Here is a 12,733-nt window from a genome sequence, read left to right on the forward strand (position 1 = left end):
CTCGAGCGTCAGGGCGTCGGGAGTGCCGCCGCCGAGGCCGGCGAGTGCGTCGCAGATCTCCTGCGGTGCGCCGGCGTCGCAGAGGGCCTGGACCGAGGTGGTGCTGGGCAGTCCGCCGCCGAGCAGGTCGCCGAGGCCGAGGGCGTCGAGCACCCCGGTCAGGACGGTCAGCAGGGTGGCCGGGTCCGGAGCGCCGCCCTCGAAGGCGTCGCAGAGCGGCTGCGCCTCGGGGACCGCGGTGCAGAGCTGCTCGAGCGTCAGGGCGTCGGGAGTGCCGCCGCCGAGGCCGGCGAGTGCGTCGCAGACCTCCTGCGGCACACCTCCGTCGCAGAGGGCCTGGACCGGGGTGGTGCTGGGCAGTCCGCCGCCGAGCAGGTCGCCGAGGCCGAGGGCGTCGAGCACCCCGGTCAGGACGGTCAGCAGGGTGGCCGGGTCCGGAGCGCCGCCCTCGAACGCGTCGCAGAGCGGCTGCGCCTCGGGGACCGCGGTGCAGAGCTGCTCGAGCGTCAGGGCGTCGGGAGTACCGCCGCCGAGGCCGGCGAGTGCGTCGCAGACCTCCTGCGGCACACCTCCGTCGCAGAGTGCCTGGACCGGGGTGGTGCTGGGCAGTCCGCCGCCGAGCAGGTCGCCGAGGCCGAGGGCGTCGAGCACGTCGGTCAGGACGGTCAGCAGGGTGGCCGGGTCCGGAGCGCCGCCCTCGAAGGCGTCGCAAAGCGGCTGCGTCTCCGGGACGGCGGTGCAGAGCTGCTCGAGCGTCAGGTCGTCGGGTGTGCCGCCGCCGAGGTCGGCGAGTGCGTCGCAGACCTCCTGCGGGACACCTCCGTCGCAGATGGTCTGGACCGGGGTCTCCGTCGGCTCCTCGCTCGCCAGGCAGGTCTCGAGCGCGATCCGCGCCGACCGCACCTCCGCGCGCCGGGCCTCGAGGCGGTTCCTCAACCGCCGGACCTTCCGCTTGAGGCGCTTGACCTTCTTCTTGAGCTTCCTGACCTTGGCGGTCCGGTTGTCGGCCTTGGCTGCGCGGAGCGCACGCTTGGCCTGGCGCAGCGCGCGCTTGGCCTTGCGCAGCTTCTTCTTGACGACGCGACGGTCGGCCTTGGCCTCGTCCAGCGCGGCCTGCTCGGCCGAGCAGTCCGGCGCGGCGGCCGACGACGCAACCGATTCGCCGGTCGATGGTGCGGCCTGTGCGGTGCCGACCGGCCCGCTCATGCCCACGGCCAGGCCGAGCGTCACGGCGATGCCGACGAGCGTTCTGAAGACAACTCGATACACGTTGGGTGCTCCCCCCCAGTAGGTGACTCCGCGAGCGTCGGCCTGCCCTCCCTCAAGGGCGCGACGTCGGGACTGCTCCATTGATACGGCATCTGGGGCGGTGGCATGACCGTTTCCGCCATTTCCGCCCACCCCGTGACGCGACAGCGCCGCGCGCACCTCGAGAGGTGCGCGCGGCGCTGATCGGGATCGAAGCGGCAGCTACGCCTTCTTGGTCTGCCGTCGCCTCGCTCCGGCACCGGCAAGCCCACGAGCAAGCTCGGGGCTTGGGCTCACTTCTTGGTCTCCCAGAAGATGGTGGCGATCTCGTCGATCTTGGCGAGCAGCTCATCGGCCTTGCCGGCGTCGAGGGTGCCCTTGGTGCCGGTGGCGCCGGCGAGCTTGGTGGCCTCGTTGAACAGGGTGTGGAGCTGGGGGTACTTCTCGAAGTGCGGGGGCTTGAAGTAGTCGGTCCACAGCACCCACAGGTGGTGCTTGACCAGCTCCGAGCGCTGCTCCTTGATGAGGATCGCGCGGGTGCGGAAGTCCGGGTCGTCGCTGTCGAGTGCCTTCTGGATCACGGCCTTGACCGACTCCGCCTCGATCCTGGCCTGGGCCGGGTCGTAGACGCCGCAGGGCAGGTCGCAGTGGGCGGACACCTCGATGGTGGGGGCGAAGAGACGCAGGAACATGCGGGTCCTCTCTCGTGGTCACGTGGCGGGGGAAGGTGGGTTCCCTTCCGACTGCGACACTACTCGTCGTGGCGAGGTCGGAAAATGAGGGGCGTACGCCGGACGGGATCCGCCCCCGGTTCGTCGTACCGCTCGGGCTCGCGGTGGTGCGCGGCGACTCGATGCGACCGACCCTGGCCCCCGGCGACCGGCTGCTGCTGCGTCACGGCGCGAGGCCACGCCCGGGGCAGGTGGTCGTGGCGCGGTTCGCGGACGGCACCGTCGCCGTGAAGCGGGCGGTGGAGGAGCGGGCAGACGGCTGGTGGCTCCTCTCCGACAACCCGGCGGACGGCGTGGACTCCCGGCACCGGGGCGCCGTGCCGGCCGAGGACGTGCTCGGCGTCGCGCTCGCGCGGTGGTGGCCGCGGCCACGTCGGCTCTGACGCCGCTGTGAGGCCGATCACCGTGCGCGCCCGTCTGCGGTACATCTGACCGGAACCCGCCGTCACTGTGGAAGAATCGTCACTTGTGGCCGCCGACGTCCCCCCTCCCCACCCGCGCGCAGGTGAGCCTGTTTTCGACCTCCACCGTGGCGGGAAGATGGAGATCCTCGCGACCGTCGGCCTGAGCAACAAGGACGACCTCTCGCTGGCCTACACGCCCGGCGTGGCCGAGGTGTGCGAGGCGATCGCAGCCGACCCGGAGCTGACCCGTCACTACACCTGGGTCCCCAACACCGTCGCGATCGTCACCGACGGCACGGCAGTGCTCGGCCTCGGTGACATCGGCCCGGCCGCCGCGATGCCGGTGATGGAGGGCAAGGCCGTGCTCTTCAAGCAGTTCGGTGGGGTCGACGGCGTACCGATCTGCCTGGCCACCACCGACGTCGACGAGATCATCGAGACCGTCGTCCGGCTCGCGCCGAGCTTCGGCGGCATCAACCTCGAGGACATCTCGGCGCCGCGCTGCTTCGAGATCGAGGACCGGCTCAAGGAGCGGCTCGACATCCCGGTCTTCCACGACGACCAGCACGGCACCGCCGTGGTCACGCTGGCCGCGCTCACCAACGCGCTCAAGCTCACCCACCGCAACGCCGAGTCGACCCGGGTCGTCATCTCCGGCGCGGGCGCCGCCGGCGTCGCGATCGCCAAGATCCTGCTCGAGGCCGGCATCAAGGACCTGGTCGTGACCGACCGCAAGGGCGTGGTGAGCTCCGACCGACACGACCTGACGCCGTCGAAGAAGGCGCTCGCCGAGCTGACGGCCGACCGCACGGGTCGCAGCGGCACCCTGGCCGACGCCTTCGCGGGTGCCGATGTCTACATCGGCGTGTCCGGTGGCACGGTGCCGGAGGAGGTCGTGGCGACGATGGCCCCCGACGCGATCATCTTCGCCATGGCCAACCCCAACCCCGAGGTGCACCCGGACGTCGCCCACCGCCACGCGCGGGTCGTGGCCACCGGTCGGTCGGACTTCCCCAACCAGATCAACAACGTGCTCGCGTTCCCCGGGATCTTCCGCGGCGCCTTCGACGTGCACGCCTCTGCGATCACCGAGGGCATGAAGGTCGCTGCCGCGCACGCGCTCGCCGAGCTGGTCGGCGACGCGATCAGCGAGGAGCTGGTGATCCCCTCGCCGTTCGACCCTCGGGTCGGCCCGGCTGTGGCCGCAGCCGTCGCCGCCGCGGCTCGCCGCGACGGCGTCGCGCGGCTCTGACCCATCCGCTGGGTGAGGTGCGAGCGGAGCGAGCCTCGGGACCCCGATAGCGTTCGTCGCATGTTCGCCGTCACCGCGCAGTCCTTCAGCACCGACGACCCGCTCTCCGGCCTCGTGCTCGGCGAGCGACCGGAGCCCGAGGCTCCCGACGGCTGGACGACGGTCACCGTCAAGGCGGCCTCGCTGAACCACCACGACCTGTGGTCGCTGCGCGGCGTGGGGCTCAAGGAGGACGCGCTGCCGATGATCCTCGGCTGCGACGCGGCCGGCTACGACGAGGACGGCAACGAGGTCGTCGTGCACGCCGTCGTCAGCAGCCCTGACTGGACCGGCGACGAGACCCTCGACCCGCGACGGTCGCTGCTGTCCGAGCGCTACCAGGGCACGTTCGCCGAGCGGGTCGTCGTACCCCGGCGCAACGTCGTCCCCAAGCCGGCCTCGCTCTCGTTCGAGGAGGCCGCGTGCCTCCCGACCGCCTGGCTGACCGCCTACCGGATGCTCTTCACGCAGGGCGGTCTCAAGGCCGGCGACACCGTGCTCGTGCAGGGCGCCGGAGGTGGCGTGGCCACCGCGTTGATCGCGCTCGCGCGCGCCGGGGGCCTGCGGGTGCTCGCGACCAGCCGCGACGAGGCCAAGCGGGCCAAGGCCCTCGAGCTCGGCGCCCACGAGGTGTTCGAGTCGGGCGCGCGGCTCCCGGTCAAGGTCGATGCCGTCATGGAGACCGTCGGGCGGGCGACCTGGCAGCACTCCATCCGCGCACTGCGACCCGGCGGCAAGCTGGTCATCTCCGGTACGACGTCCGGCCCGAAGCTCGACGACGCGATGCTGACCCACATCTTCTTCCTCCAGCTCAGCGTGATCGGGTCGACCATGGGCACCCGTGCCGAGCTGGCCGCCCTGGTCACCATGCTCGACGCGACCGGCGTCCGTCCGCTGCTGGATCGCACGCTGCCGATGGAGGAGGCGCGCGACGGCTTCGCCGCCCTCGCGAGCGGTGACGTCTTCGGGAAGATCGTCTTCACCCGCTGAGCCCTGCTCGGCCGCCGCGGGCGGCTGAGCAAGAAATGCTTGGCGCACTGTCGGTGGCTTCGGGAAGCATGGAGCCTGCCAACGCGTTGCGGCCCCAGCGATGAAAAACATCGCGCCCCCATGTCGAAATAGGCATCGCCCGTTCGTGGACTCCATGAACGGCGGGCCTGGCGCCGAGCTGGCTCCCGCACCCCCGACGACGACGACAGGACCAGAGATGACTGCGCCCACAGCGCCCACAGGGGCCGGAGGCCTCACCCCGGAGGAGTGCCCCGCCCCGCTCGACGCCGAGGTGGCCGAGTTCGAGCAGGAGTTCGCCGCGACCCCGGGCAAGACGCCGCTGGTGATCAAGCTGCTCGTGGCGGCCACGTTCGTGGTGATCCTCAACGAGACGACCATGATCAACGCGATCCCGCGACTGATGGTCGACTTCGACATCGACTACCGGGCTGCCCAGTGGCTCTCGACGGTGTTCATGCTGACGATGGCCGCGGTGATCCCGCTGACCGGCTGGTTCCTGCAGCGGGTGACGACCCGCACGGCCTACGCCGTCGCGATGTCGACGTTCTTCGCCGGCACCGCGTTGGCGGCGGCCGCGCCCCTCTACGAGGTGCTGCTCGCGGGCCGCGTCGTGCAGGCCGTCGGCACTGCGGTGATGATGCCGCTGCTGATGACGACGCTGATGACCGTCGTCGCCGAGCGCGACCGGGGGCGGGTGATGGGCCAGGTGACGCTGGCGATCTCCGTGGCGCCCGCGCTCGGACCGGCCATCTCGGGCGTGATCCTCGACCTCGGCTCGTGGCGGATGATCTTCGTGGTCATGCTCCCGATCGCCGCCGGTGTCGGGCTCGCCGGCATGCGCCAGCTGGAGAACGTCGGAGAGCCGCAGGTCAGCTCCGTCAGCTGGCTCAGCGTCGTGCTGGCCGCGTCCGGCTTCGCGACCCTGGTCTACGGCCTCAGCGAGATCGGCGCCGGCAGCTGGACGGGCCCGGTCCTGATCGTCGGCGCCGGCGCCCTCCTGGTCGGCGCGTTCGCGGCCTACCAGCTGCGCCTGCAGCGCACCGACGTGCCGCTGCTCGACCTGCGCACGCTGAAGCACCGGACCTATGCCGTGTCCCTGCTGCTGATGGCGGCTGCGTTCATGGCCTTCCTCGGCTCGATGATCCTGCTGCCGCTCTACCTGCAGAACGTCCGCGGGCTCTCGGAGCTGCAGACCGGGTTGCTGGTGATGCCGGGTGGCATCGCGATGGGCTTGCTGGGCCCCCAGGTCGGCAAGGTCTACGACCGGTTCGGCTCCCGGGTGCTCGTCATCCCCGGTTCGATCGGCATGGTCCTGGCGCTCGCCGCCCTGAGCCGGATCGGCGCCGACACGCCGTACGTCCTCATCCTGGGGCTTCACGTGGTGCTGATGGGCTGCCTGGCCGCCATCTTCACCCCGGTGTTCACCATCGGGCTGGGCGACCTCCCGCCGACGCTCTACTCGCACGGCAGCTCGCTGCTCGGGACCCTTCAGCAGGTGGCCGGCGCCATCGGAACGGCCACGCTGGTCGTGGTGATGGACGTCCGCTCCGACGACCTCCTTGATTCCGGGGCGACCAAGGCGGACGCGCTCCTGGGCGGCCTCCAGTGGGCACTCGCTGTCGGCGCGATCATCGGGCTGGTCGTGATCGCGCTGTCGCTCCTGCTGCCGTCGAAGGTCGACGCGCCGGAGGGCGCGCCCGGCCACTGACCCACCCGGCTCGAACTCGCGATCAAGCCGCGTCGACCCGTCGCCAACTTGGCGACGGGTCGACGTCAGCGGGGCAGGAGTTCGAGCCGGGTCGACGTCAGCGGGACGAGTCCCAGCTCAACGCGCCGATCAGCACCATGTGGAGCTGACGGCGCGCTGTGCTCTCGACCCGGCGTACGACGTCGGCCCGGCCGCCCGCGAGCGCGAGCTCCTCGGCGTGGGACAGCATCGCGTTGACCAGCAGGTTGGCGAGGATCAGCAGGTCGTCGCCCGACCAGCGGCCAGCCCCGGGGACCCGGGCGATGTCGGTGGCCAGCTCGCGCTCGATCAGCTCGAGCTGGTGCCGGACCGCCTCGCGGACCGTCGCCGAGCCCGCGAGCCGCTCGCGGGCGATGAACCGGTAGTGACGGTCGGCCTTCGGCACGTGGGTCACCAGCGCCTTGACGGAGTTGTCGACCACGGCGAGGAAGAGCGCGCGGTCATTGGCCGGGGGTGAGTCGAACGTGCGGGCGGCCTTGAGCAGGCTGCGCAGCGACGAGAACGACTCGTCGACCAGCGCGAGTCCGAGCTGGTCGATCGACTCGAAGTGGCGGTAGAACGCGGTCGGGACGATGCCGACCTGCTTGGCGACCTGGCGCAGCGACAGCGCCGCCAGCGGCTGGCCCTCGCACAGCTCGAGCGCCGCGTCGAGGATCGCCCGGCGGGTGCGCTCCTTGCGCTCGACGCGTGTCTCAGTCACCTACCCAGCCTATCGTGAGTGAACATGTGTGCACCCTCACGTGGCGCGGTGCTTGCGTGCACGCTCGTGGAACGGGCAAGGTTCTCGGTGTACAGACGTACACCGAAACTTCCCGGAGGAATCCCATGAGCATCGTCGCCAACGCGACCGGCCGGGTCCTGCGCTCCCGTCTCGCCGCCTCCCTGGCCAGTCCGCACGGGGTGGACCGCTACCTGGAGCTGGTCAACCCCATGTGGGCCGCGAGCGAGGTCCGCGCCCGGATCGTCGACATCCGCCGCGAGGTCGATGTCGCCGGTCACCCGCCCGTCGCCACCATCACCCTGCAGCCGACCTCGACCTGGCAGGGCCACCGCGCCGGCCAGCACGTCCAGCTGGGCGTCGAGGTCGACGGCGCCCGTCGTACGACGCGCGTCTTCACCGTCTCCAGCCCCGACTCGAAGGCGGGGGACCGGTTCACCATCACGTTGCGCGCCAACCCGGACGGGGTGGTCTCGCGCTACCTCGTCGAGCGGGCGAAGGTCGGCACGATGGTGCACCTGTCCCAGGCGCAGGGCGAGTTCGTGCTTCCCGACCACGTGCCGGACCACATCCTGTTCATCTCCGGTGGCTCCGGGATCACCCCGGTGATGTCGATGCTGCGCTCCCTGCAGCGCCGTACCCACCGTGGCCGGATCACCTTCCTGCACTACGCGCAGAGCCCGGACCACCAGATCTTCGCGGCCGAGCTGGAGGAGACCCGTCGCTCCGGCTACGGCATCGACGTGCACCTGCTGCACCCCGAGCTCGGAGACCCGGCCCTGTCGCCGGCGTACCTCGAGCGCCTGGTGCCCGGCTACCGCGACGTGCCCACCTGGGCCTGCGGCCCGGCCCCGCTGATCAACGCCGTGCAGGCGTCGTACGACGGCTCGGAGGCGCTCCGCGTGGAGTACTTCAAGCCGCCGGCGGTCAGCAACGGGTCGGCCGAGGGCGACATCGCCTTCACCCGCTCCGGCGCCACCGCCGCCAACTCCGGCGCCACCCTGCTCGAGCAGGCGGAGGCCGCGGGACTCACGCCGGCCTTCGGCTGCCGGATGGGCATCTGCTTCTCCTGCACCGCCACCAAGAAGGAGGGCACGGTCCGCAACGTGCTGACCGGCGAGACCTCCTCCCTGCCCGACGAAGACATCCGCATCTGCGTCAGCTCGCCCGAGGGCGACTGCGCGGTGGACCTGTGAAAGGACCTGACATGACTGTCACCACCGAGAAGCCACTCAGCTCGAAGTACACCCTCACCGCCGAGCAGCTGGAGCAGTTCGGCGAGGAGATGGACGCCATCCGCCAGCGGGTCGTCGCCGACCTCGGCGAGGCGGACGCGTCGTACATCCGCAAGGTCGTGAAGTACCAGCGTGCCTTCGAGGTCGCCGGCCGAGTGATGTTCTACGTCCCGCCGCTGTGGCCCGCCGCGGTCGCCTCGCTCTCCGTGTCGAAGATCCTCGACAACATGGAGATCGGCCACAACGTGATGCACGGCCAGTACGACTGGATGGGCGACCCCGGCCTCAACTCGCGGATGTTCGAGTGGGACACGATGGCCCCCAGTGAGAACTGGAAGTACGGCCACAACTACATGCACCACACCTACACCAACATCCTGGGCAAGGACCGGGACGTGGGCTACGGCATCCTCCGGATGGACGAGGACCAGGAGTGGCGCCCGTACTACCTGGGCAACCCGCTCTACGCCTTCTTGCTGATGACGTTCTTCGAGTGGGGCGTGGCTCTCCACGACCTCGAGACCGAGGAGCTCGTCGCCGGACGTCGTACCTGGGCCGAGAACCGCGAGATCGGCGGGCGGATCTGGCGCAAGATGCGCAAGCAGGTCGCCAAGGACTACATCGTCTTCCCGCTGCTGACCGGTCCGTTCTTCCTATCGACGCTGGCCGGCAACGCCGTGGCCAACCTGATCCGCAACGTCTGGACCTTCAACATCATCTTCTGCGGCCACTTCCCGGCCGGGGTGGCGACGTTCACGATCGAGGAGACCGAGAACGAGTCGCGTGGCGGCTGGTACTACCGCCAGCTGCTCGGGTCGGCCAACATCTCGGGCAGCAAGCTGATGCACGTGATGAGCGGCAACCTCAGCCACCAGATCGAGCACCACCTGTTCCCGGACATCCCGGCGCGCCGCTACCCCGAGCTCTCCGTCGAGGTCCAGGAGATCTGCGAGCGCTACGGCCTGCGGTACAACACGGGCCCGCTGCACAAGCAGCTGTTCAGCGTCGCGCGCAAGATCTTCCGGCTCTCGCTGCCGACCCGGGCGCCCAAGGACGCGCCCGAGCCGACTGTGACCGAGACCGTGTTGGCGGCGTGACCGACAACGGTCAGACTGGTGCCATGAACTCCGACGGTCGGGACCACCTGAGCAAGACCGAGATCTCGAAGGACGCCGTCCAGGCCGGGGCCGAGGCCGCGATCGGCACGGTCTCCGAGGTGGCGACGATCGTCACCGGCGCCGTCAAGCAGGTCGCCGGAGCGCTCGGTGGGCTGGCGACGGAGCTGTTCGAGATCCGCGACGCCTCGAAGCGGGCCATGGAGCGGCACGTCGACCCCTCGGACGACCAGGGCTGACGGCTAGGGCAACAGAGCGCGCGCGGCCTCGCGTGCGGTGGCAGGATCCACCGCCGCGAGCGCCGCGTGTGCCATTTCCTCGCACACGGCGAACGTCACGTCGGCCACGCGCGCTCCCACGGAGCGCACGGCTGCCGACGCCATCGACAGCGACGTGATGCCGAGCCCGACGAGGACGCAGGCCAGGAGCGGGTCGGCGGCGGCCTCGCCGCAGACGCCGACCGGCTTCCGTGCCCGGCGTCCGGCCTCAGCGGTGATGGCGACCAGCTGCAGGACGGCCGGCTGCCACGGGTCGGTCAGGTGGGCGAGGTCGGTGGCCATCCGGTCGGCGGCCATCGTGTACTGGGTCAGGTCGTTGGTGCCGATCGAGAGGAAGTCGACCTCCTCGAGCACCTGGTGCGCGAGCAGCGCGGCGCTCGGCACCTCGACCATCACACCCGGCTTGAGCCCCCGCTTGCGGACCGCCGCCCCGAAGTCGCGGGCTTCCGCCACGGTGGCGACCATCGGCGCCATCACCCAGCACTCGGTGCCGGTGCGCTCGGCCGCGATGGCGATCGCGTCGAGCTGCCGGTCGAGGAGCCCGGGGTCGGCGAAGGACAGCCGCAGACCGCGCACGCCGAGGGCGGGGTTCTCCTCGTCGGGATGGGTCGCGAACGCGATCGGCTTGTCGGACCCCGCATCCAGGGTGCGGACGACGACGTACCGGCCCTCGCCCGCGAAGGGCTCCAGGACCGCGGTGTAGATCGCCGCCTGCTCCTCGACGCTGGGCTCGGTCTCGCGGTCGAGGAAGCACAGCTCGGTGCGGAACAGGCCGATCCCGGTGACCGGCTCCTTCGTCGCAGCGCCGGCCGAGGCGGCGTCGGCGACGTTGGCCAGCAGCTTGACCGGACGGCCGTCCGCGGTGCCACCCGGCCCCGACCACGACGCGAGCGCGGCGCGCTCGGAGCGGTCCTCGGCCACCCGGTCCGCAGCCTTGGCCTCGTCGGGATCGACCTCGATCGCGCCGGTCTGGCCGTCGACGAGAGCGGTGCGTCCGTCGAGCGCCGCGATCGCGCCGGCGGCGCCGACCACGCAGGGGATGCCGAGCTGCCGGGCGATGATCGCGGTGTGGCTGGTGGGTCCGCCGCGCTCGGTCACGATCGCCATCACCAATGACGGGTCGAGCCCGGCCGTGTCGGCGGGCGCCAGGTCGGCGGCGACGAGGATCGACGGCGACGTGGGGGCCGGTACGCCGGGCTCGGGCTCGCCGACCAGCCGCGCCACCACGCGGCCGTGGATGTCACGCAGGTCGGTCACCCGCTCGGCCATCAACCCGCCCATCCCGGCGAAGACCGTCACGAACTGCTCGACGGCGGCTTCGACCGACGGCAGCAGCGGCTGGCCGGCGTTCAGGTTCTTGCGGACCGCGGCCCGGAGGCCCCGGTCGGTCGCGAGGCCGGCGCTCGCCGTCAGCACCTCCGCGGTCGCGCCCGTGGTGACCGCTGCCTTCGCGCGGAAGCCGTCGGCGACCAGGGCGACCGCGTCGTCGTAGGCAGCCAGCGCCGCGGCTGCGTCGACGTGACCGCCGTCGCCGTACCTCGCGACCGCCTCGGGGGAGACCTCGGACGTCGCGACGAGGACGGGACCGAACGCGAGCCCGGGGACGACAGGGGTGCCGTGGATCGACGTGACCATGACCACACCTTAACGGCGCACCCTCTTGACAAACAACACGAACGGGCATAAAACAACACAAACAAAGAACGTAACGGAGGTCACAAGGTGTACGCAGAGGAGCGGCAGCAGGCCATGGCTCACGCCGTCGCCGCTCGCGGTCGGATGTCGGTCGCCGATCTCGCGAGTGAGTACGACGTGACCACCGAGACCGTGCGCCGGGACCTGTCGACCCTCGAGTCCCTGGGACTGGTCCGGCGGGTGCACGGGGGAGCGGTGCCGGCCACCGCGCTCACCTCGCTCGAGTACGGCCTCGCCGAGCGCGACTCCGCGCGCGTCGCCGAGAAGGAGGCGATCGCCCGCGCCGCGCTCGAGCTGCTGCCGCCGGCCGGGGGCTCGATCGCGATCGACGCGGGCAGCACGACGATCCGGTTCGCGGAGGCCCTGCCGCGCGACCGCCGGCTGGTCGTCTACACGCACTCGGTTCCGGTCGCAGCGCGGCTCGCGCTGAACCCCGCGGTCGAGCTGCACCTGCTCCCGGGGACGGTGCGGCCGACGACCCAGGCCGCGGTCGGTCCCGAGACGGTGACCGCGCTCGCGCAGCTGCGGGTGGACCTGGCCTTCCTCGGTACCAACGGGGCGACCGTCGGCCACGGGTTCTCGACCCCCGACTCGGCCGAGGCCGCCACCAAGCGGGCGATCGTCGCGGCCGGCCGCCGAGCCGTCGTCCTCACCGACTCGACCAAGATCGGCCTGGAGTCGACGGTGAGCTTCGCGGCGGTCGACGAGGTCGACGTGCTGCTGACCGACGGTGAGATCGCGAGCAGCCAGCGCAAGGAGCTGGTCGCCGCCGGCGTCGAGGTCGTCGTCGCATGATCCTCACCGTCACCCCGAACCCCAGCATCGACCGCACGGTCGTGCTGCCCGGTGCCCTGCGACGCGGGGCGGTGCACCGCGCCGACGCGGTGATGTTCCAGCCGGGCGGCAAGGGCGTCAACATCTCCCGCGCCTGCGTCGCGGCGGGCGTGCCCACGGTCGCGGTCCTCCCGGTCGACCCCGACGACCCCTTCCTCGCCGAGCTCGAGCACACCGGCGTCGCCGTACGCGCGGTGCGGCCGGCGGGGCCGATGCGGATCAACCTCACCATCAGCGAGCCCGATGGCACCACGACCAAGATCAACACCTCGGGCGCCGTCGTCGGGCCGGAGCAGCTCGCCCGGCTCGCGGAGACGGTGCTCGTCGCCGCCGCGGAGACGCGGCCCGCGTGGGTGGTGCTGGCCGGTTCGCTCCCGCCCGGAGCGCCGGCGACCTGGTACGCCGGGCTCGCCGCCGCGCTGCGGG

Annotated in this window: 13 protein-coding genes; 9 read left to right on the forward strand and 4 right to left on the reverse strand. The window is 71.3% G+C overall.

Annotated elements, in window-relative coordinates; translation table 11 throughout:
- Both H0488_RS16830 and sodN read right to left on the reverse strand, forming a co-directional pair.
- A partial coding sequence (locus H0488_RS16830) for a hypothetical protein (RefSeq protein WP_183100408.1) occupies window positions 1-1,269 on the reverse strand: 1,269 nt, incomplete at its 3' end.
- 272 nt (window positions 1,270-1,541) lie between these two features.
- Window positions 1,542-1,940, reverse strand: a complete 399-nt coding sequence (gene sodN / locus H0488_RS16835) for a superoxide dismutase, Ni (protein WP_183100409.1) — start codon at window positions 1,938-1,940, stop codon at window positions 1,542-1,544.
- Window positions 1,941-2,008: 68 nt separating this feature from the next.
- On the opposite strand from sodN, the gene H0488_RS16840 reads away from it, so the two are divergent.
- From H0488_RS16840 to H0488_RS16855, 4 genes are all read left to right on the forward strand, one after another.
- Window positions 2,009-2,362: a S24 family peptidase gene (locus tag H0488_RS16840; protein ID WP_312856393.1), complete on the forward strand. Its 354-nt coding sequence runs from the start codon at window positions 2,009-2,011 to the stop codon at window positions 2,360-2,362.
- Between the two features lie 157 nt (window positions 2,363-2,519).
- On the forward strand, window positions 2,520-3,635 hold the full coding sequence (locus H0488_RS16845) for an NAD(P)-dependent malic enzyme (RefSeq protein ID WP_183100410.1): 1,116 nt from the start codon (window positions 2,520-2,522) through the stop codon (window positions 3,633-3,635).
- 60 nt (window positions 3,636-3,695) lie between these two features.
- Window positions 3,696-4,664, forward strand: a complete 969-nt coding sequence (locus H0488_RS16850) for a zinc-binding dehydrogenase (RefSeq protein ID WP_183100411.1) — start codon at window positions 3,696-3,698, stop codon at window positions 4,662-4,664.
- A 217-nt stretch (window positions 4,665-4,881) separates the two neighbouring features.
- A complete protein-coding gene (locus H0488_RS16855; protein WP_183100412.1) occupies window positions 4,882-6,393 on the forward strand; it encodes an MDR family MFS transporter in 1,512 nt (503 codons plus the stop codon).
- 97 nt (window positions 6,394-6,490) lie between these two features.
- Here the strand turns inward: H0488_RS16855 and H0488_RS16860 are convergent, their stop codons facing one another.
- Window positions 6,491-7,132 (reverse strand): TetR family transcriptional regulator, encoded by a 642-nt coding sequence (locus tag H0488_RS16860; RefSeq protein WP_183100413.1) that lies wholly within the window; start codon window positions 7,130-7,132, stop codon window positions 6,491-6,493.
- A gap of 125 nt (window positions 7,133-7,257) precedes the next feature.
- Between H0488_RS16860 and H0488_RS16865 the strand changes: the two genes are divergently transcribed.
- From H0488_RS16865 to H0488_RS16875, 3 genes are read left to right on the forward strand one after another with little or no spacing between them, the layout of a single operon-like run.
- Window positions 7,258-8,346, forward strand: a complete 1,089-nt coding sequence (locus tag H0488_RS16865; RefSeq protein WP_183100414.1) for a ferredoxin reductase — start codon at window positions 7,258-7,260, stop codon at window positions 8,344-8,346.
- A gap of 11 nt (window positions 8,347-8,357) precedes the next feature.
- On the forward strand, window positions 8,358-9,482 hold the full coding sequence (locus H0488_RS16870) for a fatty acid desaturase family protein (RefSeq protein ID WP_183100415.1): 1,125 nt from the start codon (window positions 8,358-8,360) through the stop codon (window positions 9,480-9,482).
- A 23-nt stretch (window positions 9,483-9,505) separates the two neighbouring features.
- On the forward strand, window positions 9,506-9,739 hold the full coding sequence (locus H0488_RS16875) for a hypothetical protein (RefSeq protein ID WP_183100416.1): 234 nt from the start codon (window positions 9,506-9,508) through the stop codon (window positions 9,737-9,739).
- A gap of 3 nt (window positions 9,740-9,742) precedes the next feature.
- On the opposite strand, the gene ptsP is transcribed toward H0488_RS16875, so the two are convergent.
- Complete coding sequence (gene ptsP, locus H0488_RS16880) at window positions 9,743-11,413, reverse strand: phosphoenolpyruvate--protein phosphotransferase (RefSeq protein ID WP_183100417.1); 1,671 nt, start codon at window positions 11,411-11,413, stop codon at window positions 9,743-9,745.
- Window positions 11,414-11,500: 87 nt separating this feature from the next.
- On the opposite strand from ptsP, the gene H0488_RS16885 reads away from it, so the two are divergent.
- Together H0488_RS16885 and H0488_RS16890 are read left to right on the forward strand one after the other, a co-directional pair.
- Window positions 11,501-12,268: a DeoR/GlpR family DNA-binding transcription regulator gene (locus H0488_RS16885; RefSeq protein WP_183100418.1), complete on the forward strand. Its 768-nt coding sequence runs from the start codon at window positions 11,501-11,503 to the stop codon at window positions 12,266-12,268.
- On the forward strand, window positions 12,265-12,733 hold a 469-nt coding region (locus H0488_RS16890), incomplete at its 3' end, for a 1-phosphofructokinase family hexose kinase (protein WP_246372360.1). The genes H0488_RS16885 and H0488_RS16890, both read left to right, overlap by 4 nt.

Source organism: Nocardioides pelophilus (assembly GCF_014180685.1).
GTDB classification, from domain to species: domain Bacteria; phylum Actinomycetota; class Actinomycetes; order Propionibacteriales; family Nocardioidaceae; genus Nocardioides; species Nocardioides pelophilus.

Excerpts from the sequence above, each read along its gene's own strand:
- sodN (WP_183100409.1), bottom strand. The coding sequence starts at position 1,940 with ATGTTCCTGCGTCTCTTCGCCCCCACCATCGAGGTGTCCGCCCACTGC.
- H0488_RS16850 (WP_183100411.1), top strand. The coding sequence starts at position 3,696 with ATGTTCGCCGTCACCGCGCAGTCCTTCAGCACCGACGACCCGCTCTCC.
- ptsP (WP_183100417.1), bottom strand. The coding sequence starts at position 11,413 with ATGGTCACGTCGATCCACGGCACCCCTGTCGTCCCCGGGCTCGCGTTC.
- H0488_RS16845 (WP_183100410.1), top strand. The coding sequence starts at position 2,520 with ATGGAGATCCTCGCGACCGTCGGCCTGAGCAACAAGGACGACCTCTCG.
- H0488_RS16855 (WP_183100412.1), top strand. The coding sequence starts at position 4,882 with ATGACTGCGCCCACAGCGCCCACAGGGGCCGGAGGCCTCACCCCGGAG.
- H0488_RS16865 (WP_183100414.1), top strand. The coding sequence starts at position 7,258 with ATGAGCATCGTCGCCAACGCGACCGGCCGGGTCCTGCGCTCCCGTCTC.
- H0488_RS16870 (WP_183100415.1), top strand. The coding sequence starts at position 8,358 with ATGACTGTCACCACCGAGAAGCCACTCAGCTCGAAGTACACCCTCACC.
- H0488_RS16875 (WP_183100416.1), top strand. The coding sequence starts at position 9,506 with ATGAACTCCGACGGTCGGGACCACCTGAGCAAGACCGAGATCTCGAAG.